Source organism: Acidovorax sp. LjRoot194, assembly GCF_964253015.1.
GTDB lineage: Bacteria > Pseudomonadota > Gammaproteobacteria > Burkholderiales > Burkholderiaceae_C > Acidovorax.
In genome coordinates this window covers 3,024,548-3,048,700 of record NZ_CAXUQB020000001.1, presented here as the reverse complement: position 1 = coordinate 3,048,700, position 24,153 = coordinate 3,024,548, and the positions used below count along the sequence as shown (strand labels likewise).

Here is a 24,153-nt window from a genome sequence, read left to right as displayed (position 1 = left end):
TACACATGGCCGCCGTGATTCCGACATGGGGATTGACTGCGAGGTGGCGTTCACGGAGCCTTCGTCAGACGCTTCAGGTCTGCAGCAAAGCGTTGCCCAAGCAGCAGGCTCGTCGCGCCAAAAGCGATGCACATCCCCAGCCACGCTCCCTCTGCACCCCGGCCCAACCCTTCGCTGCCAACGAAGATGGCCGGAAGCCGATCGCGCCATAGCCTGCGGCGGTGCGAGTCAGACCTGATGCGGTGTTGCCCAGGCCGCGCAGCAAGCCGATGAAAATGTTTTGCGTTGCCGCCAGAACCTGGCTCATCGCGCCCAGCCACAGCAGCGCAGCGGCCGCGGCGTACACGGCGGGGCAAGGTGGGCTACAAGAAACGGCAGCATGAGGTACACCAGACCAATGCTGACGCGAGGAGAATGTGGCTAGTCGGCGGAGGTCAAAAATAAGCAGGCCACGGCTCAGGTGAACAGATTTCGCTCTGCTTGAATGGCGGCTACCAAGCGGTCCAGCTCGTCGGTGGTGTTAAACAGCGAGGGGGTGACTCGCATGACAGGTCCGGAAGCTAACCCTGACTTAGCTACGACCAAAACGCCGTGCTTTGAAATAAAGCGCGCTTGCACTTGGCGCGCCTGCTCCATGGTCCGCAGGCCCGCCAAGCGAAATGCGCTGATCGCGCCATAGTTGTCGCGCTCCTGCGGCAGCATGAGTTCGACACCTGGCACGTCCCGAACCCTGTTGACCCAATAGTCACGAAGGGCGCGTAGATGCGCAAACTTACGCTCCAGACCAATGCGCTCTTGCACGGCCAAGGCTTTGGGAATGGTGAGTCGGGCGGCCACGTCCACGGTACCGGTTGGAATGCGCGAGCGGAGGTCCTCTGCTTTGTAGAGCTTGTTGCCCAGCCACTGCTGAATGTCTGCCTGCCTTTCCTTCTTGATGTAAATGGCGCCGGTGCCCAGCGGCGCAGCCACCCACTTGTGCAGTGAGAAACCTACGAAGTCCGCGCCATAGGTTTTGACATCGAAAGGCATGTGGCCTACAGCCTGGGCGCTGTCCAGAATCACATCCACGCCCCGCGCTTTGGCCATGGCCACAATCTCCGCGACCGGTGGCACAAGGCCATTGCGGTTGGAGACATGTGTCAGCAGCAGCAACTTGGCGCGCGGTGTTTTGCGCAAGACGCGGTCATACGCTTCCAGCACATTGGCGCGCGTATGAGGCTCAGGCAGATCAAAGCGCACGGCTTTGGCACCCCGGCTTTGCTCCAGGTAGTCCATGGCGTACTGCATTTCGTCGTAGTCGGTGTCGGCGTAGATCACCGCATCGCCCGCCTTGAGTGGCCGGTAGTTGACGATGAGTGAATACAGTGCTTCCGTTCCCCCGCCGCACAGCGTGACCTCGTCGGGTGTCGCACCGATGAGGTGCGCCACTGCTGCACGGGACTTGTTGAGTTCAGGATCCCTCGGAATGCCTTGCACGGCGCTGCGCAAGAACGTGGAGTTGTACCGGTTGACCCACATCAGTCGCTCTAAGTAGTGCGTTTGGACTTCGCGGGTCATCGCGCCGTAGTACGCCGCGTCCAGATTGATCACCGTGCGGTCCACGTCGTAGAGTCCGGAAAGTTCCGTTTGCAGTGTGCTGGAACCGGCAGCTGCAGACATCGAGGTTTCGCCAGTTATTGCTGTGACAGAAGTGGTTGCTGATGCAGTGCCCATGGCCATCGCCAGTGAGCTGGCAGAGGCGTAGCGGAAAAATTCGCGTCGTTCGGTCATAGATGGCTCTCTCTCTCTTTCTGGGGGTAACGGGTCAGGACGTCATTGCGCTGAAGCGGCTTGCAGGGCTTGCTCAAGATCTGCGATGAGCTTGTCAGGGGACTCGACACCGATGGACAGGCGGACGATGCCCGCACTGAATGCGCAGTGCTTGCGCTTGCGTTGCTCTGCTACGGGGTAGAAGGCTGCCAGGCTGTGAACCCCGCCCCAGCTGGCCCCGATCTGGAACACGCGCAGGGCCGAGAAGAACTGGTGAACCGCTGTATCACTATGGAAGCGAGGTACCAAAGAAAGCACGCACCCACCACCGGCGAACGATGCTGCCCAGCGTGCGTGGCTGCGGTCCCCGGGCCGCGGAGGAAAGAGGACTTCCGCCACCGCGTCATGGCTGTCGAGTGTTGATGCGACAGCCAGCGCACTGGCGCACTGGCGGGTGTAGCGCACCTCCAGTGTGTCCATGCCCCGCAAGGCGAGGAAGCAGTCTTCGGCACTTACGGCCTGTCCCAAGACGCTCTGCGTCGTCCTGAACGCCTCGTACAGCGATCGGTTGTCCGTTGCGATGGTGCCCAACAGCAGATCGGAGTGGCCGCTCAGAAGTTTCGATGCCGCTTCCACAACTATGTCCACCCCCGCTGGAATTCCGCGAAACCCCAGGGGCGAGGCCCAGCTGTTGTCGAGCACCGTGCGCACACCCGCAGCCTGGGCCACTTTCACGATGGCCGGAATGTCCTGCATCTCCATCGTGACGGAGCCGGGGGATTCGAGAAACACCAGCTGGGTCTGGGGGCGCAGCAAGGCCGCAAGGTCTGCACCGGCTGATGGATCAAAGGTTTCGTGCTCAATGCCAAAGCGCTGCAGGTAGTCGCGGGCGAAGGTGCGCAGCGGCCCATAGGCGGAGTCTGCGATGAGCACATGGTCCCCCGCCTTGAGCAGAGACAGGGCGATCAAACACAGCGCCGCCTGCCCGGAAGGCATGGCGACGCAATGGTGGGCTCCTTCCAGCGCCGCCACTCGTTCTTCCAAAGCGCGCGTGGTGGGTGTACCAGTAACGCCGTAGGTGTAGCCGTCAAACAGACGGTCTTTTCGGGACGTGAAGTCTGCAACGGTGTCGAACAGCACGGTGGAAGCCCGCCACACGGCGGGTGACAGGCTGCGAAACTGATCGCTGGGCGCTTCGGGAGAAACGTTGGCTTGTGGCGTCATACGGAGGCTCTTGCTGTGCTGCTCATTCGGGCTTGATGCCCAGGCTGTTGACTACCTTGGCCCATTTGATGGCCTCGGCGCGAATGAATGCCTGGGTTTCGTCGGGCGAGCGACTACCCAGCAGGATGGCGAGACTGGAAATGCGGGACTGCACCTGCTTGTCCGCCAATGCAGTGGCCGTCGCTTTGTGCAGTGTGGTGATGATGGGCTTGGGCACTTTGGCCGGCGCCATCAACGCCCACCACTGTCCAAAGTCCATGGTGTTCAGCCCCAGTTCGCTGGCGCACGGCACATTCGCAAGCTGTGGCACGCGCCGGCTGCCCGTCACCACCAGGGGCACGATCTTTCCGGCGCTGAACAGGCTGCTGGCGCTTGCCAAAGTGCAGAAGTGACCGCTCAGAACGCCTGCCGCCACATCGGTCAATGCGGGCGCAGAGCCTTTGTACGGAACCATCTGCAATTCCAGCTTGGCCTCTTTTGCATACAGGCCCGCCGCCAGGTGACTGATGCTGCCCGTACCGCTGGTGGCAATGCTCAGAGGCTCGGTCGCCTTTTTCGCATCTGCCACAAACTTCTGGTGCTGTCCCGCCTGGTACTTCTGCGCATTCACGAAGAGAACCAGGGGAGACACACCGAGGGTGGAGATTGCCGCCGCTTCGTTCATGATGTCGTAGGGCATCTTTTGATAGATCGACGGTGCAATCGCGTGCGCCAACTCGATGATGGCGACCGTGTATCCGTCCGCTGCCGACTTCACCATCGCGTCCACACCCAGGCGCCCTGCAGCGCCGGGGCGGTTGTCAATCACCACAGGTTTGCCAAGCCCATCAGCCATGTTCTGGCCGACCGCACGGGCCAGAACATCGGTGCTACCTCCCGCAGACCACGGAACAATCAGCTTGATAGGTTTGTCGGGGTATGCCGTCTGCGCCCACAGCGACCTACCGGGTAGCCACATCGCTGCGGTGGCGGCACCGGCCTTCTGTAGTAACGATCGACGATTCATGGCTCTGGTCCTTTCAAGGGCTGTGGGGCCGTCCCGCCATCACCATGGATCAGTGCGCCAGGGCCCGTGGGTCGGTAGAGGAGAGGAGAGGACTTTAGAATCCAAGTCGATATCAATCAATGATCTGATTGACATGATCTATGTCAAAAGCTGATAGGTGCTGAATGAACTTTCGTCAAGTTGAAGCGTTTCGCGCGGTGATGGTGACGGGCTCTGCGTCCCGCGCGGCGGACCTGCTGCAGATCAGCCAACCGGCCATCAGCCGCAGCATCCTGGAGTTGGAGAAGATCACAGGGTTTGCACTGTTTGATCGGGTGCGTGGGCGACTGGTGCCCACCGCAGAAGGCCATCTCTTCTTTCGGGATGTGGAGACCACCTTCCAGGGCCTGGACAGGCTGCGCATCAGCGCAGCGCGCATTCGCGACTTTGGTACGGGAGACATTCGGATTGCGAGCCTGGCGGCTATGGGATCGACGCTGGTACCCCATGCGCTTCGCTTGTTCCGGGAACAGTACCCTTCGATCGCGGTCACTCTGCAGGTGGCCAGCTCAGCCACCGTGCGCGAGCTCGTGGTGAGCAGCCGTTTCGATGTGGGTCTGGCAGCAGACGAGATCGATGTAGCGGGGCTGGAGCATCAGCTGTTTGCCACGCCCAAAGCAGTCTGCGCCATGCCCGCAGGGCACAGGCTGTGCGCACGCAAGGTGGTCAAGCCCGAAGACCTTCACGACGAGGCCTTCATAGCGCTCTCGCCGGAGGACACGGCGCGCAGAAAGCTGACGCAAATTCTGGAGGGAAGCAACGTCAGGCCGAAGGTGGTAGCAGAGACACCCAACTCATCCACCGTGTGCGCGCTCGCCATGGAGGGACTGGGCCTGGGGCTGGTCAATCCCTATGCCACGGACGGTTATGCACAGCGGGGTGTGGTGTTCCGGCCCTTCTCTGCCGCTGTGCACTTTCGGACATTGCTGATATTCCGACCGGATCTTCCGAAGTCTCGCATCGTGCGTGACTTTACGGCTTATCTGCTGAGTGCGCGCAATGAGCGGGCAGATAGGGCAGGGGGATAAACCACTTAGAAGAAGGGCCTGCTTCTGGGCTGGTGCCTACTTCCTAGAAGGGGTGATCTCGGTTTCGGTGCAAAAACGGAACTCTGAAGCAAAAAACCCTCTAGCGACAACCACTTAGCGCGATTTATAGTGTCTTACCGACCAGGAGGACGCGGATGTCGAGCTACCGATACAGGTTTGTTGGTTACGAGAAGCTCCCCTTGGGGCTCAATGCTGATGATATTCAGTTGCATTGCCGCCTTCAGCCACGTTTGATCAGCGCAATCCAAAGCAGCAACTTCGCCAGACGCTACTACCTGGGGCTGGCTGTCCAACTGTCCTTCGTTGCGCTCACGGGCAGGAACCCCGACGGCAAGCTCAGAATGCCTCCGGAAATGCTGCGAATGTTGTGTGAACAGCTCAACATCAGCACCACGGCCATCGCGTCTCTGAAGGCGCTGTACCAGAACGCGGATCGCACGCTGGTCAACCATCGCTCCTGGGTTCAGGAGACCCTGGAGCTTTCAGATTTCGACACCAGCGCGCAAGCTCGTCTGCAGGCGGCGCTTTCCCAGCAAGCCCTTGAAGCAGCCTCGGCGGATGAGCTCAGCTTCTCCGCCGAAGAATGGCTTTTCGACAACAAGATCGTCTTGCCTAGCAAGCGGGTCATTCAGGATTTCGCTCGGTCCGCGTTCAAGGCTATCGAGGAATTGGCCCTCGCGACCATTCGCGCTGCAGTGACCCCGGTTCGGTTGCGTGCCGTGCTTAAAGTCATGCATGAGGAGAGCCTGACGCCCGGTGTTTCAGTCCTTGAATGGCTGAAGCAGTCGGCCGGAAAACACAGCTTGAAAGCTTTAAAGGAGGTCAACTCCCGAATTGATGCCTTGAAAGCACTCGGTGTCCATCTGTGGGATCTCCAAGGACTCTCCATCGGGCGTATTCACGCTTTTGCTCAAGCCGTGGTGAATCGCCCGCCGTCCGAAACAGCTCGCCGAGTCGAAGATACCCGCGCTGTGGAGATTGTCTGCTTCCTGAAACACCTCTTGGGCGAACTCAGCGATGAGGCGATCTTCCGCAACAACCGGCATACCAGCGACATCATTGGCTCCGGGACGAGACGCGTTCAAGCCAAACAGGCACAGCGTGCGAGCCACTATCGCAACTCCATAGAGTCGATGAGGGCCCTCGCGCAAAACACAGATATGGACGCCCAGGAGCGCTTGGAGGCGATCCTTGTTGTCGCAGAAGACGTTCTAAGCCTCCCTCCAGTTAGCCGCGCCGAGGTTGTAAGGGAGACACTGGCTGAGCAGACGACACGGGTTCGAACCATCCTTCATGGAATGAACAGTCTGGACTTGCGGGGTGACCCAGCGCACGAGGACGGCAAACTGCTCAATGCCCTCCAAGCACTGCAGACAGCCGGTGCCAAAGAGCTTCCAGCGGATTTTGATACTTCGCTGGTGGAACCGAAGTGGCGCCCTTTGCTGGAGGTTCCTGACCGCGTAGCAGCTCTGCGTGCGTTTGAAGGATGTGCCTTGTGGCGAATCCGCAAAGGCCTGATTGGTGGAAGTCTTTACGTGAACCACAGCGCGACTTACAAAAGCAAGGAGAGCCTGCTGATCCCCCAGGAGGAATGGGAGCGGCACAAACACGCCCTGTGCGAAGCCTATGGCTTGGAGCTGGATCCACGACGAGCGCTGGACCTTCAATATGAATTGTTGCGAGCTGGCTTGGCCGAACTCGAAATTGGTCTGGAAAAAGGCCTGCTTGAGATCGATGAAGGTGGTTCGGTGCGCATTCCGGCGATCAGGGCTCTGGAGGAAGAGCCGGAGCTGCAGCGTACCAACAGGTTCTTGAGCGAAACCATCGGTACGACACAGTTGCCAGACATCATCCTGGAAATCGACAGCCGCACCCAGATCAGCACATCATTGCTGGGTCGCCAGCCAGAGACGTCCGAGGAGCTCATTGCCTTGTACGCTGGTTTGCTTGCCCATGGCACCGAGATCGACGCCAAGGCGGCTGCATCGATGATTCCCGGTGTTCCGGTGAGCCACGTCTCTGCAGCAATGCGCACGCTGGAAGCGCCTGGTCGCCTGCGGTCGGCCAACGACAGCGTGGTCGAGTTTCAGCAGCGCTTTCCCATTGTCAAGCTCTGGAGCGATGGCACCAAAGCCTCATCGGACATGATGGCGCTGGAGGCAACGCGTCACCTGTCCATTGCGCGAACCGATCCTCGCCGAAAGACTGCTGCGGCCGGCATCTACACCCACATTCTGGGCAGCTATCCCGTGATCTTTGATCAGCCCATTGTGCTGCTCACGCGCCAGGATGCACCAGCCGTTCATGGGATAAACGCTTATAACTCCACCAGTGAAGATCGCATCAAGGTCGACCTGTTGGCGGTCGATACGCACGGCTACACCTACTCCGGCATGAGCGTGGCCAAGCTCCTGAAATTCGATCTGTGCCCGCAGCTAGCGGGCTTGCCTGACTGCAAGATCTGGGTGCCCCGCACCATCAAGATTCCCGAGGCTCTGGAGAAAGTGGTGGTTCCCGCGATCACCGAAAAAGCCATCCGAGAAGGCTGGGATCAAACCATGCGCCTGATCGCCTCCATCAAATCGGGAAGGGTCAGTGTGGCCTGGGCCTTGGCTAGGCACGGCAGTGCCGCTGCTGGAGACGACGTTCGCCGGTGCCTGGACCAGTACGGTCGTCTTCTACGTTCCGTTTTCCTGTGTGACTACTTCACCAATGACGCTTTCAGGCGAGAAATACACACCCTTCTCAACCGAGGCGAATCCGTTCATCAGCTGCAGCGCGCCATCTACTATGGGCGCGTCACGGCGGAGCGCGGCCGGCGACGCGATGAACTCAAGTCGATTTCTGGCGCACACGCACTTTTGACGAACATGGTGATTGCCTGGAACACCATGAAGCTGCAAGAGACCGTGGAACGGCTGAAGTCAGGCGGTCAGCGCGTTGAAGACAACCTGCTGCGTCGCATCGGCCCTGTGCACTTCGGACACATCAACTTTCGGGGGGTCATGCGCTTCAGTGTGGACCGATATGCAGGTGTGCTTTTGCGGTCCGACTCCCCAAAAAAGGGCGTCCGCGCAGGTTAGGTCCAAAACGTCGATTTCTGCCTTTCCATTTTTTTTACTTTCCAAATCGGAAAGTTGCTCTATATGAATCAACGACTTAGCGTTTTGGTCGAAAGCTCATTTCATTTTTTTCATTTCAAATTCGGAAAGTTGCCTATTTGGTGATTCCCCGTGCAGTACGCCCAAGTGATCGTTGCTCGGCGTCTGGCCCTTCATTGGATGCCCACTACGCAAGTTGTCGCAGGCGCAGAGCAAGCTGGACGGCTTGGTGCTCAGTGAGTCCAGTTCGTCCATCCACCAGAAACAGCGATGTCGCAAACGGTCGATACAGCCATGATCGATCGTCAATTGCAAGCCACGAGCTGTGGCTCATCCCGTGGTCGGATAGCCAAGCATTGCACTCTGCCTGTCGTTGGTATGAGAGCAGGGTGTCTGGCACATCTAGCACCTCGCTCAATAGCGGAGTCACCCCTGCAATCCGATTCGCCACATCGCTCGCGAAATAGCTGCGCAGATCATCCAGTGACTTTTGCAACCTCCAGGTGCTTGTGATCACGAGCTCGTAGTTCGGCACCGCGCGCAGCACGCCTTCCAGGAGGGGCAGGCAGCAGAAGTGCCTGGACTCATGGCAATGCTCTGGATGCAGGACACCGTCGAAGTCCAGAAAGAGTATGGGCATAGCGCTAGCTCAGAAGCAAACTTCCAACAGAAATTAACTCAACTAAGGGTTTAATGAGACTAGTTGGTCGTGGTCTTTTTGGTCCCGCTGGGCGGAAATCGAGGGAATGTCTTCCCGAAAGCGCGTCCGTCCCCAAGCCGACTTTGGTCGGGCGCTGCAGCAATTGCGCGCGGCACGTGGCCTCGTTCAGGAAGACATGTTGCTCGCAACGAGCCGCCGGCACATCAGCCGCATTGAGCAAGGTCATCAAGTGCCGAGCCTACGCACTGTCGAAGTGTTAGCCCAGCACATGCAGATCCATCCATTGACGCTGGTGGTTGCAGCGTACTGCCCGGACCTGGATGAGGCGTCGGTCACCGAACTCCTCAACACCGTCAAAACAGATTTCAAGAGCATCGTGCCCAACTAGGTACTGCATGCAGATTCCGCGTTCTCCTTTGCATCCCGCACGAGGAGAACCAGAGTCTGCAACAGGTCTTTACCCAACGGCAGGGGCAGGGGATCACTGCGGTGCAGCATCCGATTGACGATCTCGCGATCGACGGCAGTGTTAAGCAGACACAGTGCAGCCTGCAGGGTATCCATTCCGACCTCGAAGCTGTCGTCTGATCCTTTCCCACCCGCCTTTGCGAGAAGTAGCAGTGTCAGCGGCAAAGCTGCTCGGGCTGGATCTTGGTCTCCGCTCCAGGCAACTCCGGATAGGAGGTCTCTAAACTGGTCTGACACCAGCAACAACTGCTTATCGTCAAGCGCGTCCGGCAAGACGGCTTCCCACCCACGCGACCTGACCAAGTCCATCATGTCGTGGGCTCCAAAGTTTCCGAGAGTCGATTTTTCCAAACGCAGCATCATTCGCCATTCAAGTTAATATGAGACCAATTGGTCCCATTCGGGACCGTGGCGTGCGAAGATACCGGAACAGGAGTGCGGTCCGAAGCGTCAAAGCTTGCCTGGCACTCAATGGAAAGCTAGGGGTTGCCCAACCGTCTTTACCGGCAACCGGTCTGTTGTCTCTACTATTTAACCCCTTTGAAGAATCGCCTAGATCTCACCCGCCTGGCCGAACTCGACAGGCAGTTTTGCGACTTCGCGAAACTGCAGCGCCCCACCACGCCCAGATGCGGATGGGCCAAGACGGTGCGCCTGGCTCTGGGGATGAGCTCTAAAGCGTTGGGGGAGCGCATGGGCGTGACCGCTCAGGGCGCTCGCAAGCTGGAGCAAGCCGAAGAAAACGGAACGATTACGCTCAATACCCTTGAGCGCTTGGCCCAGGGCCTCGACTGCGATGTTTATTACACGTTCGTCCCTCGGACCAGCTTGCTGGAACAAGTGCTCAGGCGTACGCACGAAGCCGCCGGGATTGCGTTGCCACATTCATTCAAGCTCAGCGAAGTGCTGACCGAGCCGCAATCTCTCGCTGCGTTGTCCACGGTTCTCGCCCAAGTGAACAAGAGAGGGCTTTGGTAGGTCAGGTTCGGCATCTGCCGACGCCTTCATGGCCATGATTGGTACCATAGCCGTGATTGAGCCATGGCCGTAAGAGCGCTTGGCAATCTGCAGGCGCTCGCTGATGCGATCTGAGCAAAGCAGGCTTGCGGTGTAACTCCTGCAAAAGCATGCGCCCCGGCGGCGACGGTCTTCTCCCGATAGCTGACCCAGGAATTGCTGCCCGAGATCTGCCTCCATGTAGAAGGCCTATGCAGCTCATTGAGAGGGCGGCAACAGACTTTTCATCCCTCTTGGCCACGCGCCAGCACACACTGCATCCCAGATCGAGTCACTTATGTCATCTGCGATAACACCGAGCATGCGCGAGGCATTGGCGGTCATGAGTACTCGCAGACCTCGGCTCTCTTCTGGTGGGGCGGACAGCTGATATCTCCGGCCCGATTCAGTTCTGATAGTGCCTTGCTCGACATCTATTGCAATTAGGGCCGAGGTGACTCGGAGCGATCCTGAAGGGAGCTGTGCAGTGATATGCAGCGCGCAGTTGCTGCGCTTCAGTATGCGCCAGTGGTGCAACTCGGTTTTTGGCTCCGATAACACGTCAGCGGCCGGCCGGTCATTGATGAAGGGGTCCATATGGAATGGTTGCCAAGCTGGCCATTCGACCAGGGTTTGCTTCAGAGCACGCGATTTGCGAGTTTGCGCACAAGCGGAGGTCAACCTGCCATTCATATCGCGCTGAGCGGCATTGGTGGACCGCTGTCTGTGAACACGGGTCCGGTGACGTCCACCTTGCCACGCTTCACATATTGTCGGGTGTCCTGTTCGATCTTGTTCCAGGCGCCGCCGCAGTGCTGCGCGTTCTGAGGCCTGTTGCCAGGCTAAAGCTTTGGGCCATCGCAGTTTGAGCGGGCATGTCACCTGCAGGTGCCATGTGTCCTCGGCTGAACCCGGAGCGTTTGTATTCGTCCAGCTCGGCCGGCTCTGAGCTTGGAAGCCGTGCGTCGGCGAGGGTTTTTTTGCCCCATTTTCATCCGCGTCTTCGACGCTTCGGCGGTTTAGGCTTCTGGCCACATACACAGGTGTCTTGGTCGGATCGCTGTGCAGTACCGCAAAGGCCTCGTAGGAAAGCTCGCGCATTTAGAGTCGGGGCTCACCGTCGGGGGTTAGCCGCGAGCAAAAAATTGTTGACACTGAGTGAAGGATGTTGGCTCAGGAGTGAGAAAAGCCTGCTGTCAGATTGTGGAGAACGTCCCTACGCCACGTGTGGTGGTGCGATGCTGGCGAGCGGCAGTAGGAGCGCGGCAGTGGCCCGACGGGTAGGAAGCGTCCAAAAGATAATCGAATCACAGCTGAGGAAGCAACAATGGAGGGCGATCGAAGCGTTGTTTGAATCCGGGCCGTCATCGTGGCCGTGCGTAAGTGTCACATCGCGGACGATCATATGGCCGCTTGTGAAACAGATCCGGATGCTCTTGGTACCACTCTTGCATGGCCTGCATTGGCGTACTGCTCTTGAGCGCTGACTGCGGCAACTGGTGGTTGTACAAGGCCACATAGCGCTTCAAGGTCTGCTCCATATCTTCACGGCTGTTGAATCGGTGGGTCTTCAGGCCGCCCGCTATGCGGCCATTGAACCGCTCCACCATGCCGTTTTTTCTAGGGATCCTGGGCTTGGTCAGCCGATGCTCTATGCCCAACTCCCGGCACAGTTGGTCGAACTCATGGTTGCCACTTGGCTCGCGTTCTTTGCTGGCAAACAGACGGTCCCTCAACTCGTTGCCGTTGTCGGTCAGCAGCTTGTTGATCCTGATCGGGCAGGCCTTGTGCAATGCCTTGAGGAAGGCCTGTGCACTCGCCGCTGTCTTGTTGGCCATGAGTTGCACGAACACCCATCGCGTGGCCCTGTCGATGGCCACGAACAGATAGCGCCGGCTGCTCTCGTCCTGCATCTGGGGTGAGTACTTCACATCCATGTGCACATACCTGGCTCGTAGCTCTCGTAGGCCTTGTAGATCACCACAGGCTCCTGGGGCTTGAGGGCATTGAGGTTGCCTGCTCCATGGCGGCGCAGACACCGGTCCAGGCCTGAGCGTGAGACATGGGCGCAAATGAACTCCCGCGTGACCGCCAACAGGTCATCCAGGGGCAATAGCAGAGTACGTCGCAAGTGAACCACCACGGTCTCTTGCGCAGGCGTGAGCACCGTCTGCAGGCGATGGGCCGTGTGCGAGCGATCTGCAAAGACATCGCGCTTCTTCCACTTGTAGTCGTCTGCTCAGTGATCTCAAAGCGCTGGGCCAGGACGCTGGCTGGTTCATTGCTGGCTGCGATCTCGGCGCGCACTGCGGGAGTGATGCGGGCGTTCTTGTGCAGGGCTATCAACATGGCTTCACCCCCTGGATAGATTGCAAGGACTCTATTAACTCCTTCAAAACAGCTCGGGCCATGAAGAGCGGATAGCGTTTAGAGTCTATGCAATCATCCGGGATGCGACACGTAAGCAAAGACTATGTGGGCAGCCTAATAAGCTGAAGCTATTAACTGCTGTCATCCGACGAAAACAAGTCCCGGTATGACATCTGCGCATGCCCCCGGGGGAACACGTTTTGTTGGCGGAATCTGGGCACACGCCCGCTTGAGCCTTGATTGCCAAACAAGCCTGTTAGAGGGCCACCGAACGGTGGGAGGTAGCGCGCTTGGTGTGGGCTGAGGGCAAATATACCGGCTCTGCCTTGTTGAAGGCGCAGTGACTTTGTGATGCCCCCGCAATCCACCGCGAAGCTATTTATTGAGTATGTTTGACGGCATATTTGACTCTTGGCCTTTTTCAAATTCGGGTACTGGTATTGCCTTGTGCAGTAGCCTGCATTCCCGTGCGTTGAAGTAAACAACGTCACCTATCGCAGTGCCAGAATCCGGATCCACCTTTGCGAAATGCTCACGGGCTCTCGTGACTTGCCGCCATCGGATGACTGCAACTTGGTCGGTGGGACGAAGTTCCGTTTGTCGACAGCGGGTGCCGCTCATCCTAAAGAATTCGTCCGCGGGGACCAGTTTGGTCACTCTGCCGACCCTCCAGCCTTCGGACCAAGCGTACCGGCCCTCGTAGACAGGAGTACTGCAGCCAGATATCGTCAAGCACGCCAGCGCAGCAGCCAGCGGGAGCATCGCCTTTTTCGTCATCACAGTTCCTTGGTGATTCACTATTTATTTGGTGGCTCAATGCCTGTGCCGATGGTGGACATCCGGTGGGTGGGGATGTGCATGTGTCACCGGCTTGTGCAGTGCACATGGCTGTGGCTACCAGGGGCATCACTTAATGCGAGTGCGAATGGTCTGCATCGTCACGGTGGTTAGCGTTTTCATCCCACCAGACCCGGGATTGAGAGCAGCACCTCTCGCAAGTAGTCCACGTAGGTGCTAATGAGCCATGGTCCGATGAAGATCAGCACAACGATGGCGGCCACCAATTTGGGGATGAACGACAGCGTGTTTTCATTGATTTGCGTCACCGCCTGGAAGGTGCTAACGATCAGGCCCACCAGCAGCACTACGAGCAGGATAGGCGCGGCGGTCATCAGCAACATGTGCAGTGCCGCCTGCGCAATGGTCAGGACTTGTTGCGAACTCATAAGGGGGTCCTCAAAGAAGGAGCCAGAGGGAAATGTTCGGACGAGTGCCGCTGCGAACTGGCGGCGCGGTCCGGCGCCTCACTGCGCATCGAGTCCCGACGGGACGTTTGATGGTTTACCGCCTGCGCGCGGACTGCCGCGCACAGGGGCAGTCTCGCAAAGGCTTCGTGCAGAAAGGGATATTTGGGGGCCACCGCACACTGGTGGCAGACGCGCGCCGAGGACGCGTATTCAGGCCAGCGCCATCGGGGGACGCAGCAGGCCGTCCAGTGAGGGCGGCGAATAGCGTGGTGCCTGCTCAGGAATTAGGTCCGCCCGAGGCACGCTCGGAACTCCGAGCGCCAACGTCAGGATCAGCCCCGCAAGCATCAGTCCCTCATCTGTATGAAGATGAGAGGCTGATGCGTTTTCATGCTTGAACCTGTCTTCATGAGGTTGGTGCGCCACGTGTGTGAAAACTACCAGGTGCTCGAACTGGTCGGCGCGGGGTGCTCCTGCAAAAGGATTGACCATGCTAATTGCCTGCCAGAGAAGGGCAAGCACGAGCATGGCCGATTGCACGCGGTGGGACATGACGCCGGATTCTAGGCCAGCCACACGCGAACCGACACACAGTGCGCAGCACTTTCCAAATCTGTCAGAAACGTAATCTTGCAGTCACTGCCTCGATGGTGCGCGATTTTTAGACTTCTCTCCGTGGTGCAGAAAAAGCATCTCCCGGTTGCCAAGAGGCAGCCGGTGCAACAGGAGATCCTCATGAAAGTTCGCAACGCACTCATCATTGTTGGCCTGGCCACCGTCGCTACCGCTTCGTTCGCCGGGTCGGCGTATCACGCCAGCCCAGTGCAGGAGCAGGGAGCAGTTTTTACTCCCGACCATCTGGGCAACACCGTGAGCCGGGAGTCAGTTCGCAACGCTGTGCTCGTAGCGCAGCAAGACGGCTCGCTCCAATGGATCAGCCGTGGCTATCCCGCCACCTATCCGCTCGTGAAGGCTCCTGCCCTGAGCAAGACCCGCGAGCAGGTCAGGCAAGAACTGGAGTACTCACGCAAGAACCCCGTTACCGCTGACGGTATGCGCGACATGGGCGGCGAAGCTGGATGGGTCAACGCCCGGCAGCTGCCCTAACACCATCCAATCAATCTCATTCATTCAAAGGAACCATCATGAACTTCAAGACCGCACTGCTGATCCTCTCGTTGGGCGCCGCACCCGCATTCGCTGCCGACCAGTCGGCACCTCTGACCCGTGAACAGGTTCGCGCAGAACTCTCGCAGGCGATGCGTAGCGGCGAGATGTTGTCCCGCGGCGAGGCAAGCATGACGTTGCGAGACATCAATCCGCGTGCTTACCCAGCCCCCGCAGCCACTGTCTCAAAGACACGCTCGCAAGTGGCTCAGGAACTGAACCAGGCGATTCGGACAGGAGAAATACTGGCCGCCGGTGAGTCCGGGGCCAAGCTCAACGAAATTGCACCCGGCAGCTATCCATCGCAGGCAGTGACCGCACAGGCCAAGACGCGAGACGAGGTTCGCCACGAACTGGAGGAAGCCATCTTCCACGGCGAGATGATGGCAAACGGCGAAGACAGCCGCTCGGTCAAGGAAGTATTTCCTGGCCTCTACCGTGGTAGCCACACTGACGTTGCCACTGAGCGTGGCTTCACGGGCCACTCCCAGAGTCTTTAAGGCGCTGGCTGGCTCCGTTCTTTGACGCAGGCAGTCGAGAAGACTGGCTGCCATGCTAGACTAAAAAAATGAGTCGCTGGGTCGTCGCTTTGATGCTCGTATTGCTACCGCTCCAGTTCAGCTGGGCAGCGGTAGCTACGTACTGCCAGCATGAGCGATCTACGTCCGCCTCTACCGTGCAGCATGTAGGTCACCACGAACACCAGCATGATTCAGGTGCCTCTGGCGGCAAAACCAAGGCAGGCGAAAAGAACCTCGATAAGTTCGACCCCGATTGCCGCTCATGCCATGGCCTTGGACTCGGAGCAGTCCACGTGCCAGTTGCCAAAATGCCTGCCAATCGCGGCAGCGGCATGAATGCTCCGGTCTTGTCACCGTTAGCTGGCATCAGCCCCATCCCGCCCGATCGCCCTCAGTGGCCCTCCCTCGCCTAGTCGGCGGGGCTTCTTACTCGATCCATTTTTCATCCGCCTTCGATAAGGCGGTATCGCCGCGCGCGCCGTGGCCGAAATGGACTTGAACAGCCAGGCATCCTTGTCAGTGCCGTACCGCCGATTTCCTCGTGTTTCAAGGTCACTGGAGAATCGGATGTTCAAGGGAATTCATATTTCAAATGGTCTGGTCGCTGCGCCCGGCCGGAAGAATTTTGCGGTCACAACGATCGTTGCAGCCACGTTGTTTGCGGCTGGATCAATCGCGCTCGCCCAGGGCGTGTCTTCGGGCGCCGTGGGAAGCCACCCGGTAGTTGTTCACAGCGCCTCGGCATCGTCCGCTGCTCCGATGTCGTTGGCCAGGGCCATCGACTTGGCGCTGGAGGGAAATGCAGACGTTGCTGCGGCCACGCGCCAGGTTGAGGCGACGGAAGGGCAAGTCATTCAAGGACGCGCGCGCCCCAACCCAGAGTTCGCGTACTCGCTCGAAGACACACGCTCGAAAACGCGCACGCAAAGCTGGCAGCTCAACCTTCCGATCGAACTTGGCGGGAAGCGTGCTGCACGGACTAAAGCCGCGCAAAGTGCTCGGGAGCAAGCACAAGCTCAGCTCACCGAGGTGAAATCCACGGTACGCGCCAGCGTGGTTGCCGCTTACTTTGACGCACTGACGGCCCGAGAGCGGCTGGCACTGGCAAAGGACAGCGAAACGCTTGCCAAGTCATCCACTGACACCGTAGCGAAGCGTGTCGCTGCTGGCAAGGTCTCCCCGGTCGAGGAGACGAAGGCACGCGTTGCTGAAGCTGGAATACGCGTGGAGCTGACGCAGGCGGCGAGCGAAGAGCGCAATGCGCTGACCCGCCTCTATGCATTGTTGGGCCGCACCACCGCGGTCAATCTCCAGCTGGAAGGCGAGGCCGAGAGCATTCCAGCCGTTCCTGATCTTGCTGCGCTGCAATCATTGGTCGCGTCATCACCAGCCGTTGTTGTCGCCAAGGCTGAAGTGGATCGGCGCAAAGCTTTGACCGAGGTGGAAAAAAGCAAGCGCGTGCCGGACGTGACTGTGAGCGCAGGTATGCAGCGCAGCAACGAGACACAGCGCAACATGCTCCTGCTCGGAGTATCGGTACCCCTACAGGTGTTCGACCGCAACCAGGGCAACCTGCTGGAGGCCCTGAAGCTTGAAGACAAAGCCAGGGACGAGCTGCAAGGCACCACCGTGCGGCTGCACAGCGAGGTGACCCAAGCCCATGATCGACTGTCAACGATCAGTACCGAAGTGCAGGTGCTACAGGGTGACGTTCTTCCCGGCTCCAAGTCAGCCTACGACGCGGCAACCATTGGGTTCGAGAACGGCAAATTCAATTTTCTCGAAGTACTAGACGCACAACGCACGTACTTCACTGCCAAGTCGCAATACCTCAAGGCGTTGGCCGAGGCCCATCGAGCAGCCGCGGAGATCGACCGCCTGCTGGGCAACCCGACGCCCAATGCACCGACCAACCAGCAAAACTGAGATCGACCATGAACTCTATCAAATCAAGCATCAGCAAGAAGCACCTGATCGCCATCGCCGTCGTCATCGCGATGGGCATTGGTGCTGGCGCCCTCATTCTGCAGGGTGGCAAGACGAAGGCAGCAGCCAGTGAGGGAGATGGCCACGGCCACGGCACCCACACTGAAGCCAAGGGGCACGGAGACGGCGAGCACCATGGCAAAGCGGATGGCAAAGGCCACGACGACGACAAAGGTCATGCCGACGGGGAGCATCACGAGAAAAGTGAGTCGAAGGGTGCGAACGGCGGCAGTCTCTTCAAGGAAGGCGACTTCGGGCTGGAAGCCCTGCTCGCAGAAGACGGCGGCGAGCCACGCCTTCGCGTCTGGATGTTCGACAAGGAAAAGCCACTGCCCCAGAGCGCCGCCACTGTCGCCGCAACAATTACCCGGCCGACGGGGGAAAAGCAGACGCTCTCATTCATTCAGGAAAAGGCTGGATGGGTGAGCCGCGAGAACGTGGCAGAACCGCATGTGTTTGACATTGAGATCATTGCGCAAAAGGGCAATGAGCCTTTCCTTTTCGTGATGAGCAAGGAAGAAGGCAAGGTCGAGCTGACAGATGCCCAGATTAAGGCGTCAGCTATCAGCATTGACTCGGCATCCCCTGCGAGCATCAAGTCTGCGCTGCTGCTGCCCGGCGAGATCCGTCTCAACGAAGATCGCACTTCGCACGTGGTCCCGCGCCTTGCAGGCGTGGTGGAAAGCGTCAACGCCAGCTTGGGCCAGGTTGTCAAGAAGGGGCAGGTGCTGGCCGCTATCGCAAGTCCCACAGCATCGGAGCAACGCAGCGAGCTGCAGACGGCCCAAAAGCGCATGGCGTTGGCAAAGACGACCTACGAGCGGGAGAAAAAGCTCTGGGAGCAGAAGGTTTCGGCAGAGCAGGACTACCTGCAAGCTAAACAGGCTCTCAGCGAAGCCGAAGTGGCCGTCGCAAACGCTAACCAGAAGCTGGGTGCACTGGGCCTTTCGTCCTCATCCGTCTCTGGTTTGAACCGGATTGAACTGCGTGCGCCCTTTGATGGGATCGTCATCGAGAAACATCTGAGCCTTGGTGAAGCCGTCAAGGAAGACGCTGCTGTGTTCACGATTTCGGACCTGAGCCAAGTTTGGGCTGAGATCAACGTGCCAGCCAAAGATTTGCCTCAGGTGCGAGTTGGCGAGAAAGTCACTATCAAGGCCACCGCTTTCGACGCTTCAGCGACGGGCACAGTGGCCTTCGTGGGCGCGCTCATAGGCGAGCAAACCCGAACCGCCAAAGCGCGGGTGGTACTGGATAACCCCAAGGGGGCATGGCGGCCAGGTCTGTTCGTGAACGTCGAGGTCGTAGCTGATGAAGCCACAGTGCCCGTGACGATCGCTGCAGACGCGGTCCAGACGGTTGGAGAAAAGCCGGTTGTCTTCCTGAAGGTCAATGGAGGCTTCATTGCCCAACCAGTGCAACTGGGGCGCAGCGACGGCAAACGGATCGAGGTCCTGCAAGGCATCAAGCCTGGAACGCCTTATGCAGCGTCCGGCAGCTTCGTAGTGAAGTCCGAACTGGGCAAGGCGTCCGCCGAGCACACGCACTGATCACGGAGCCTTACACATGTTTGAAAAACTGATTCGATTCTCGATCGAGCAGCGGTGGCTGGTGCTGCTAGCCGCCCTTGCAATGGGCGCCCTAGGTGTCTTCAACTACCAGAAGCTTCCCATCGACGCCGTCCCGGACATCACCAACGTCCAGGTCCAAATCAACACTCAAGCAGCTGGTTACTCGCCGCTTGAGACCGAGCAGCGCGTGACCTACCCCATCGAGACAGTCATGGCGGGCCTGCCCAATCTGGAGCAGACGAGGTCGTTGTCTCGCTATGGACTTTCCCAGGTCACTGTGATCTTCAAGGACGGCACGGACATCTACTTCGCGCGCCAACTGGTGAATGAACGCATCCAGGAGGCCCGAGATAAGTTGCCGGCAGGCATTACCCCTGCATTGGGACCGATCTCGACCGGCCTCGGAGAAATCTACCTGTGGACGGTTGAAACCAAGGATGGCGCCAAGAAGCCAGACGGCAACCCCTACACCCCGACAGACTTGCGTGAGATTCAGGACTGGATCATCAAGCCGCAATTGCGCAATGTGCCTGGCGTCACCGAAATCAACTCCATCGGCGGCTTTGCGAAGGAGTACCAGATTGCGCCAGTCCCCGAGCGCCTGGCCTCGCTCGGCGTGACGCTGCAAGACATCGTCACTGCTTTAGATCGCAACAACGGCAATGTTGGCGCCGGCTACATCGAGAAGCGCGGCGAACAGTACCTGGTTCGCGCACCTGGCCAAGTCAAGTCAATGGAAGACATAGGCAATGTGATCCTGAGCAGCGCCAACGGTGTGCCTGTGCGTGTGCGGGATGTCGCCGACGTATCCATCGGCCGGGAATTGCGCACTGGCGCCGCCACGGACAACGGCCGTGAAGTCGTGCTCGGTACAGTCTTCATGCTTATCGGCGAAAACAGCCGTACTGTGTCTCAAGCTGTAGACAAGAAGATGGTGGAGATAAACCGCAACCTACCCGAAGGCGTACACGCGGTCACGGTCTACGACCGGACTGTCCTGGTGGACAAGGCCATCAGTACGGTGAAGAAGAACCTCATGGAAGGCGCGATCTTGGTGATCGTAATCCTCTTCCTGTTCCTGGGCAACATCCGGGCTGCGGTGATCACAGCAACGGTGATTCCGCTGTCGATGCTTTTCACGTTCACCGGGATGGTGAACTACAAGGTAAGTGCCAACCTGATGAGCCTTGGAGCGCTGGACTTCGGCATCATCATTGACGGAGCGGTTGTGATCGTCGAGAACTGCGTTCGCCGCTTGGCGCATGCACAAGCGCATCACGGTCGGCCGCTGACCCGAGCCGAGCGCTTCCATGAAGTGTTTTTGGCATCCAAAGAGTCACGCCGCGCCCTGCTGTTCGGTCAGCTCATCATCATGGTGGTGTATCTGCCGATCTTCGCCCTCACAGGTGTCGAAGGAAAGATGTTCCACCCGATGGCGTTTACCGTAGTGGCAGCGCTTGTCGGCGCAATGATCCTGTCGGTGACGTTCATCCCCGCCGCAGTCGCGCTGTTCATCGGCAACCGGGTCAGCGAGAAGGAGAACTTCCTGCTCGGTCATGCGAAGCGAATCTATGCGCCCCTGCTGGATCGAGTCATGTCCGCCAAGGCCTTGGTGCTCTCCATTGCCGCGGTGGCCGTGGTGCTCTGCGGGTTGATCGCGACCCGAATGGGCAGCGAGTTCGTTCCCCAGCTCAATGAAGGCGACCTCGCCATCCAGGCGCTGCGCATCCCCGGTACCAGCCTCTCGCAATCTGTCGCCATGCAGCGTCAGATCGAAGGGACTCTGAAAGAGAAGTTCCCAGAGATCGACCGTGTATTCGCCAGAACCGGGACTGCAGAAATCGCCTCGGACCCCATGCCGCCGAACATCTCGGACGGATACATCATGCTCAAGCCCATGGACCAGTGGCCTGAGCCGCGAAAGACCCGCGACGAACTTCTTACCGCGATCCAGGAAGTGGTTGGCAAGATCCCGGGCAACAACTACGAGTTCTCGCAGCCGATTCAATTGCGCTTCAACGAGCTTATTTCCGGTGTGCGCAGCGACGTTGCGGTCAAGATCTTTGGGGACGACATGGACGTCCTGAACAAGTCTGCAGAAGAGATCTCTTCGATGCTGCAGAAGATCCAAGGGGCATCGGAGGTGAAGGTGGAGCAGACAACCGGGCTGCCAATGCTCACAGTGAATATCGACCGCCAGAAGGCTGCTCGCTATGGCCTGAATGTGGCCGACATCCAGGACACCGTGGCCACAGCCATTGGTGGACGTGAAGCGGGAACGATGTTCGAGGGTGATCGGCGATTCGACATCCTGGTGCGCCTGCCCGAAGCGATCCGCAATGACATGGAAGGCATGAAGCGACTGCCTATCCCGCTGCCTCGCTCAGTCGGCACTGCCGAAGCACGGACCAATTTCATCCCGCTTGCCGAGGTCGCTTCTTTTGAACTTGCCCCTGGCCCCAATCAGGTTAGCCGCGAGAACGGAAAGCGCCGCATAGTGGTCAGCGCCAACGTGCGTGGCCGCGACGTGGGATCTTTCGTTGCGGAGGCAGAGCAAGGCCTGGCTCAGATCAAGATACCGACGGGCTACTGGACGAGCTGGGGCGGAACATTCGAAAACCTGCAATCTGCCTCCAAGCGTCTGCAGATTGTGGTGCCCGTCTCACTGCTGCTGGTCTTCGTTCTGTTGTTCGCAATGTTTGGAAATGCCAAGGACGGGCTGCTGGTCTTCACCGGAATTCCATTCGCGCTTACTGGCGGCATCTTGGCACTATGGCTTCGCGACATACCCATGTCAATCTCTGCGGCCGTTGGCTTCATCGCGCTTTCAGGCGTTGCTGTTCTTAACGGGCTTGTGATGATTTCATACATCCGGACGTTGAGAGAGGAAGGCGTTCCGCTGGACGATGCCATCCGCGATGGAGCGTTGACACGTCTGCGACCTGTGCTTATGACCGCTCTCGTGGCGTCTCTGGGCTTCATTCCAATGGCCATTGCAACAGGTACCGGCGCTGAGGTTCAACGCCCACTAGCAACCGTGGTTATTGGCGGCATTCTTTCCTCCACTCTGCTCACTCTGTTGGTGCTGCCAATCCTCTATCGGCTGGCTCACAAGCCCGACGAGAAGGACGAAGACGTGTCGGCAGAGCCCGTGCACCCTGTTCCCTCCGCCCACTGACAAGTGGGCCTTCGGGCTCCGCAAATTGCGGGGCCCATTTTTTTCTTTCAAGTACTCAGGAAACACCATGAAAGCAATGCATATCCTTCTCGCGCTGGCCTTGTCCATTTCTGGAACTGCGATGGCCGCGGACAACCATGACGCAAAACCAATGCACGGAGGCATCGTTTCACAGGCAAAAGACATCGACTACGAACTGGTGACCAGCGCAGCCAAGTTGCAGCTTTACGTACGGGATCATGGCAAGCCTGCCGACGTTGCCGGAATGACTGCGAAGGTAACGCTTTTGACAGGCTCAGAAAAGAAGGACGTCGAGTTGCTGCCGGTGGATGGAAAGCTGGAGGCGTCGGGAAGCTTCAAGCTTGCCGCAGGCACAAAAGCCGTCGCAGTAGTCTCGAAAGGCGGCAAGTCCGTCGCATCGGTCCGCTTCGCTTTGAAGTAATCCAATTGCGATGAGCCGTCATCGTTGCAATTGCCCCTGGCGATGCATCTCGTCGCACAGGGTCCAGGTTTTGTCAGCACGTTGAACGGTTTCAAAGATGGGTTACGGACTCGCCGCCAAGCTTTTTTGGATCTGGATCAGCCTGATCGTGACAGTGATCACATTCTGGCGGGTCCGCCACATGTGGCTAAAACGGCATCCCGAACGGGACAAGGGCCTCAAGTACAGCCAGCGCTTGGCCAAGCGGCTCAGAGATCGTAGGGTGCTGCAGTTGCAATCCCGGCAGGGAAAGAACATCGATAGGCGCCGCCGCCATTGATGCTGAGATAGTGGTAGTGCAAATGCTTTTTAAATAAGCGAAAACATAGGATGTACCGGTATGAGTGCCTCACACGAACATGCATTACCAACAACTGGGAATGAGCGACGGCTTTGGATCGCTCTTGGGCTGACGGCGTCTTTCATGATCGCCGAGGTTGTTGCGGGGATTCTCACCAACAGCCTCGCGCTTATTTCCGATGCGGCACACATGCTGACCGACGCGGCCGCTTTGGCTATCGCCCTTGCTGCAGTACAAATCGGCAAGAGGAAGGCAGACTCTCTCCGGACTTTCGGCTACTACCGATTTGAGATTTTGGCGGCAGCTTTCAACTGCCTGATGTTGTTTGGAGTTGCGATCTACATCCTGATAGAGGCTTACTCTCGCTTTAAGAATCCACCGGAGGTACAGACCGGCGCGATGATGGTGGTCGCAATCCTGGGCCTGGTCGTAAATCTGATCAGCATGAAGTTGCTGCAGAGCGGCAAGGATGCAAGCCTCAACGTTAAAGGTGCCTACCTCGAGGTCTGGAGCGACATGCTTGGTTCACTGGGTGTGATCATCGGAGCGATCATCATCCGTTACACGGGCTGGACGACGGTAGACGCAATCATCGCCGTGCTGATTGGACTGTGGGTCTTGCCGCGCACGTGGGTTCTTCTTAAGGAAAGCTTGAACATCCTGCTGGAGGGTGTGCCAAATGGGATGGATATTGCCGAGGTCAGGACCAGCATTGCCAAAGTAAGCGGCGTGACGTCGGTTCACGACCTGCACATCTGGGCCCTGACCAGTGGCAAACCCAGCCTCACGGCACATGTCGTGCACGACCCTTCGTCCACTCCTGAGATCGTGCGGGAAGCCATCAACGCGATTCTTGCTGACAGGTTCGCAGTTTTTCATACGACCCTACAGATGGAGTCGGTTCCCTGTCGTCTGGCGGACGAGATGGACAGATTTACCGCGCCGGCGAAGCACGTTGGTGGACAAGCAGAAGGCCATGCATAGCGCAAGGCGAATATGAGGACGCACTATCGTGAAGCTTGGCCAAGAAACGAGGAC

22 protein-coding genes and 1 pseudogene are annotated in these 24,153 nt (G+C 58.5%); 13 read left to right on the top strand and 10 right to left on the bottom strand.

The window, feature by feature from the left end:
- Window positions 1-73: 73 nt before the first annotated feature.
- The 4 genes from ACSQ3N_RS13760 to ACSQ3N_RS13745 form a co-directional block, all read right to left on the bottom strand.
- On the bottom strand, window positions 74-346 hold the full coding sequence (locus ACSQ3N_RS13760) for a hypothetical protein (RefSeq protein ID WP_436146578.1): 273 nt from the start codon (window positions 344-346) through the stop codon (window positions 74-76).
- Between the two features lie 110 nt (window positions 347-456).
- Window positions 457-1,770, bottom strand: coding sequence for an aminotransferase class V-fold PLP-dependent enzyme (locus tag ACSQ3N_RS13755; RefSeq protein ID WP_436146577.1), 1,314 nt, complete (start codon window positions 1,768-1,770; stop codon window positions 457-459).
- A gap of 42 nt (window positions 1,771-1,812) precedes the next feature.
- Entirely contained in the window at window positions 1,813-2,973 is a 1,161-nt protein-coding gene (locus ACSQ3N_RS13750) for a trans-sulfuration enzyme family protein (protein WP_056166174.1), read from the bottom strand.
- Between the two features lie 22 nt (window positions 2,974-2,995).
- Entirely contained in the window at window positions 2,996-3,979 is a 984-nt protein-coding gene (locus tag ACSQ3N_RS13745) for a Bug family tripartite tricarboxylate transporter substrate binding protein (RefSeq protein WP_082516843.1), read from the bottom strand.
- Between the two features lie 164 nt (window positions 3,980-4,143).
- Between ACSQ3N_RS13745 and ACSQ3N_RS13740 the strand changes: the two genes are divergently transcribed.
- Both ACSQ3N_RS13740 and ACSQ3N_RS13735 read left to right on the top strand, forming a co-directional pair.
- Complete coding sequence (locus ACSQ3N_RS13740) at window positions 4,144-5,046, top strand: LysR substrate-binding domain-containing protein (RefSeq protein WP_056166180.1); 903 nt, start codon at window positions 4,144-4,146, stop codon at window positions 5,044-5,046.
- Window positions 5,047-5,201: 155 nt separating this feature from the next.
- A complete protein-coding gene (locus ACSQ3N_RS13735; protein WP_436146576.1) occupies window positions 5,202-8,150 on the top strand; it encodes a Tn3 family transposase in 2,949 nt (982 codons plus the stop codon).
- A gap of 205 nt (window positions 8,151-8,355) precedes the next feature.
- On the opposite strand, the gene ACSQ3N_RS13730 is transcribed toward ACSQ3N_RS13735, so the two are convergent.
- Window positions 8,356-8,808 (bottom strand): HAD domain-containing protein, encoded by a 453-nt coding sequence (locus ACSQ3N_RS13730; RefSeq protein WP_436146575.1) that lies wholly within the window; start codon window positions 8,806-8,808, stop codon window positions 8,356-8,358.
- Between the two features lie 106 nt (window positions 8,809-8,914).
- Here ACSQ3N_RS13730 and ACSQ3N_RS13725 point away from each other — a divergent pair, with 106 nt between their 5' ends.
- Window positions 8,915-9,217: a helix-turn-helix domain-containing protein gene (locus ACSQ3N_RS13725; RefSeq protein WP_436146574.1), complete on the top strand. Its 303-nt coding sequence runs from the start codon at window positions 8,915-8,917 to the stop codon at window positions 9,215-9,217.
- On the opposite strand, the gene ACSQ3N_RS13720 is transcribed toward ACSQ3N_RS13725, so the two are convergent.
- Window positions 9,214-9,660 (bottom strand): hypothetical protein, encoded by a 447-nt coding sequence (locus ACSQ3N_RS13720; protein WP_436146573.1) that lies wholly within the window; start codon window positions 9,658-9,660, stop codon window positions 9,214-9,216. The two genes, ACSQ3N_RS13725 and ACSQ3N_RS13720, sit on opposite strands and share 4 nt — an antisense overlap.
- 123 nt (window positions 9,661-9,783) lie before the next feature.
- Here ACSQ3N_RS13720 and ACSQ3N_RS13715 point away from each other — a divergent pair, with 123 nt between their 5' ends.
- On the top strand, window positions 9,784-10,275 hold the full coding sequence (locus ACSQ3N_RS13715; RefSeq protein ID WP_436146572.1) for a helix-turn-helix domain-containing protein: 492 nt from the start codon (window positions 9,784-9,786) through the stop codon (window positions 10,273-10,275).
- Between the two features lie 781 nt (window positions 10,276-11,056).
- Here the strand turns inward: ACSQ3N_RS13715 and ACSQ3N_RS13710 are convergent.
- The 4 genes and pseudogenes from ACSQ3N_RS13710 to ACSQ3N_RS13695 form a co-directional block, all read right to left on the bottom strand.
- Window positions 11,057-11,227: a DNA/RNA non-specific endonuclease gene (locus tag ACSQ3N_RS13710; protein WP_436147954.1), complete on the bottom strand. Its 171-nt coding sequence runs from the start codon at window positions 11,225-11,227 to the stop codon at window positions 11,057-11,059.
- Window positions 11,228-11,657: 430 nt separating this feature from the next.
- Window positions 11,658-12,642, bottom strand: a pseudogene (locus tag ACSQ3N_RS13705) (IS481 family transposase).
- A gap of 977 nt (window positions 12,643-13,619) precedes the next feature.
- The gene (gene fliQ, locus ACSQ3N_RS13700) at window positions 13,620-13,889 is read right to left on the bottom strand and encodes a flagellar biosynthesis protein FliQ (RefSeq protein WP_436146571.1); all 270 of its coding nucleotides are present in this window, start codon (window positions 13,887-13,889) and stop codon (window positions 13,620-13,622) included.
- A gap of 231 nt (window positions 13,890-14,120) precedes the next feature.
- Window positions 14,121-14,462: a hypothetical protein gene (locus ACSQ3N_RS13695; RefSeq protein WP_436146570.1), complete on the bottom strand. Its 342-nt coding sequence runs from the start codon at window positions 14,460-14,462 to the stop codon at window positions 14,121-14,123.
- 183 nt (window positions 14,463-14,645) lie between these two features.
- On the opposite strand from ACSQ3N_RS13695, the gene ACSQ3N_RS13690 reads away from it, so the two are divergent.
- The 9 genes from ACSQ3N_RS13690 (at window position 14,646) to ACSQ3N_RS13650 (ending at window position 24,099) form a co-directional block, all read left to right on the top strand.
- Window positions 14,646-15,017: a hypothetical protein gene (locus tag ACSQ3N_RS13690; protein WP_087748137.1), complete on the top strand. Its 372-nt coding sequence runs from the start codon at window positions 14,646-14,648 to the stop codon at window positions 15,015-15,017.
- A 38-nt stretch (window positions 15,018-15,055) separates the two neighbouring features.
- Window positions 15,056-15,577 (top strand): DUF4148 domain-containing protein, encoded by a 522-nt coding sequence (locus ACSQ3N_RS13685; RefSeq protein WP_436146569.1) that lies wholly within the window; start codon window positions 15,056-15,058, stop codon window positions 15,575-15,577.
- A gap of 68 nt (window positions 15,578-15,645) precedes the next feature.
- Window positions 15,646-16,011, top strand: a complete 366-nt coding sequence (gene czcI / locus ACSQ3N_RS13680; RefSeq protein WP_436146568.1) for a cation efflux protein, CzcI family — start codon at window positions 15,646-15,648, stop codon at window positions 16,009-16,011.
- Between the two features lie 154 nt (window positions 16,012-16,165).
- Window positions 16,166-17,524 carry a TolC family protein gene (locus tag ACSQ3N_RS13675; protein WP_436146567.1) on the top strand — a complete coding sequence of 453 codons (1,359 nt, stop codon included), beginning with the start codon at window positions 16,166-16,168 and terminating at the stop codon, window positions 17,522-17,524.
- 8 nt (window positions 17,525-17,532) lie between these two features.
- Entirely contained in the window at window positions 17,533-19,134 is a 1,602-nt protein-coding gene (locus tag ACSQ3N_RS13670) for an efflux RND transporter periplasmic adaptor subunit (protein WP_436146566.1), read from the top strand.
- 16 nt (window positions 19,135-19,150) lie between these two features.
- Complete coding sequence (locus ACSQ3N_RS13665) at window positions 19,151-22,333, top strand: CusA/CzcA family heavy metal efflux RND transporter (RefSeq protein WP_436146565.1); 3,183 nt, start codon at window positions 19,151-19,153, stop codon at window positions 22,331-22,333.
- 67 nt (window positions 22,334-22,400) lie between these two features.
- On the top strand, window positions 22,401-22,775 hold the full coding sequence (locus ACSQ3N_RS13660) for a hypothetical protein (RefSeq protein WP_436146564.1): 375 nt from the start codon (window positions 22,401-22,403) through the stop codon (window positions 22,773-22,775).
- Window positions 22,776-22,872: 97 nt separating this feature from the next.
- Window positions 22,873-23,094, top strand: a complete 222-nt coding sequence (locus ACSQ3N_RS13655) for a hypothetical protein (RefSeq protein WP_060984176.1) — start codon at window positions 22,873-22,875, stop codon at window positions 23,092-23,094.
- Window positions 23,095-23,154: 60 nt separating this feature from the next.
- Window positions 23,155-24,099, top strand: coding sequence for a cation diffusion facilitator family transporter (locus ACSQ3N_RS13650; RefSeq protein WP_436146563.1), 945 nt, complete (start codon window positions 23,155-23,157; stop codon window positions 24,097-24,099).
- Window positions 24,100-24,153 lie beyond the last annotated feature (54 nt).

Bases quoted from the DNA above. Each gene is read 5' to 3' on its own strand.
- ACSQ3N_RS13735 (WP_436146576.1), top strand. From the start codon at position 5,202: ATGTCGAGCTACCGATACAGGTTTGTTGGTTACGAGAAGCTCCCCTTG.
- ACSQ3N_RS13665 (WP_436146565.1), top strand. From the start codon at position 19,151: ATGTTTGAAAAACTGATTCGATTCTCGATCGAGCAGCGGTGGCTGGTG.
- ACSQ3N_RS13730 (WP_436146575.1), bottom strand. From the start codon at position 8,808: ATGCCCATACTCTTTCTGGACTTCGACGGTGTCCTGCATCCAGAGCAT.
- ACSQ3N_RS13670 (WP_436146566.1), top strand. From the start codon at position 17,533: ATGAACTCTATCAAATCAAGCATCAGCAAGAAGCACCTGATCGCCATC.
- ACSQ3N_RS13720 (WP_436146573.1), bottom strand. From the start codon at position 9,660: ATGATGCTGCGTTTGGAAAAATCGACTCTCGGAAACTTTGGAGCCCAC.
- czcI (WP_436146568.1), top strand. From the start codon at position 15,646: ATGAGTCGCTGGGTCGTCGCTTTGATGCTCGTATTGCTACCGCTCCAG.
- fliQ (WP_436146571.1), bottom strand. From the start codon at position 13,889: ATGAGTTCGCAACAAGTCCTGACCATTGCGCAGGCGGCACTGCACATG.
- ACSQ3N_RS13650 (WP_436146563.1), top strand. From the start codon at position 23,155: ATGAGTGCCTCACACGAACATGCATTACCAACAACTGGGAATGAGCGA.
- ACSQ3N_RS13660 (WP_436146564.1), top strand. From the start codon at position 22,401: ATGAAAGCAATGCATATCCTTCTCGCGCTGGCCTTGTCCATTTCTGGA.
- ACSQ3N_RS13755 (WP_436146577.1), bottom strand. From the start codon at position 1,770: ATGACCGAACGACGCGAATTTTTCCGCTACGCCTCTGCCAGCTCACTG.
- ACSQ3N_RS13695 (WP_436146570.1), bottom strand. From the start codon at position 14,462: ATGTCCCACCGCGTGCAATCGGCCATGCTCGTGCTTGCCCTTCTCTGG.
- ACSQ3N_RS13685 (WP_436146569.1), top strand. From the start codon at position 15,056: ATGAACTTCAAGACCGCACTGCTGATCCTCTCGTTGGGCGCCGCACCC.
- ACSQ3N_RS13740 (WP_056166180.1), top strand. From the start codon at position 4,144: ATGAACTTTCGTCAAGTTGAAGCGTTTCGCGCGGTGATGGTGACGGGC.
- ACSQ3N_RS13655 (WP_060984176.1), top strand. From the start codon at position 22,873: ATGGGTTACGGACTCGCCGCCAAGCTTTTTTGGATCTGGATCAGCCTG.
- ACSQ3N_RS13745 (WP_082516843.1), bottom strand. From the start codon at position 3,979: ATGAATCGTCGATCGTTACTACAGAAGGCCGGTGCCGCCACCGCAGCG.
- ACSQ3N_RS13750 (WP_056166174.1), bottom strand. From the start codon at position 2,973: ATGACGCCACAAGCCAACGTTTCTCCCGAAGCGCCCAGCGATCAGTTT.
- ACSQ3N_RS13725 (WP_436146574.1), top strand. From the start codon at position 8,915: ATGTCTTCCCGAAAGCGCGTCCGTCCCCAAGCCGACTTTGGTCGGGCG.
- ACSQ3N_RS13690 (WP_087748137.1), top strand. From the start codon at position 14,646: ATGAAAGTTCGCAACGCACTCATCATTGTTGGCCTGGCCACCGTCGCT.
- ACSQ3N_RS13675 (WP_436146567.1), top strand. From the start codon at position 16,166: ATGTTCAAGGGAATTCATATTTCAAATGGTCTGGTCGCTGCGCCCGGC.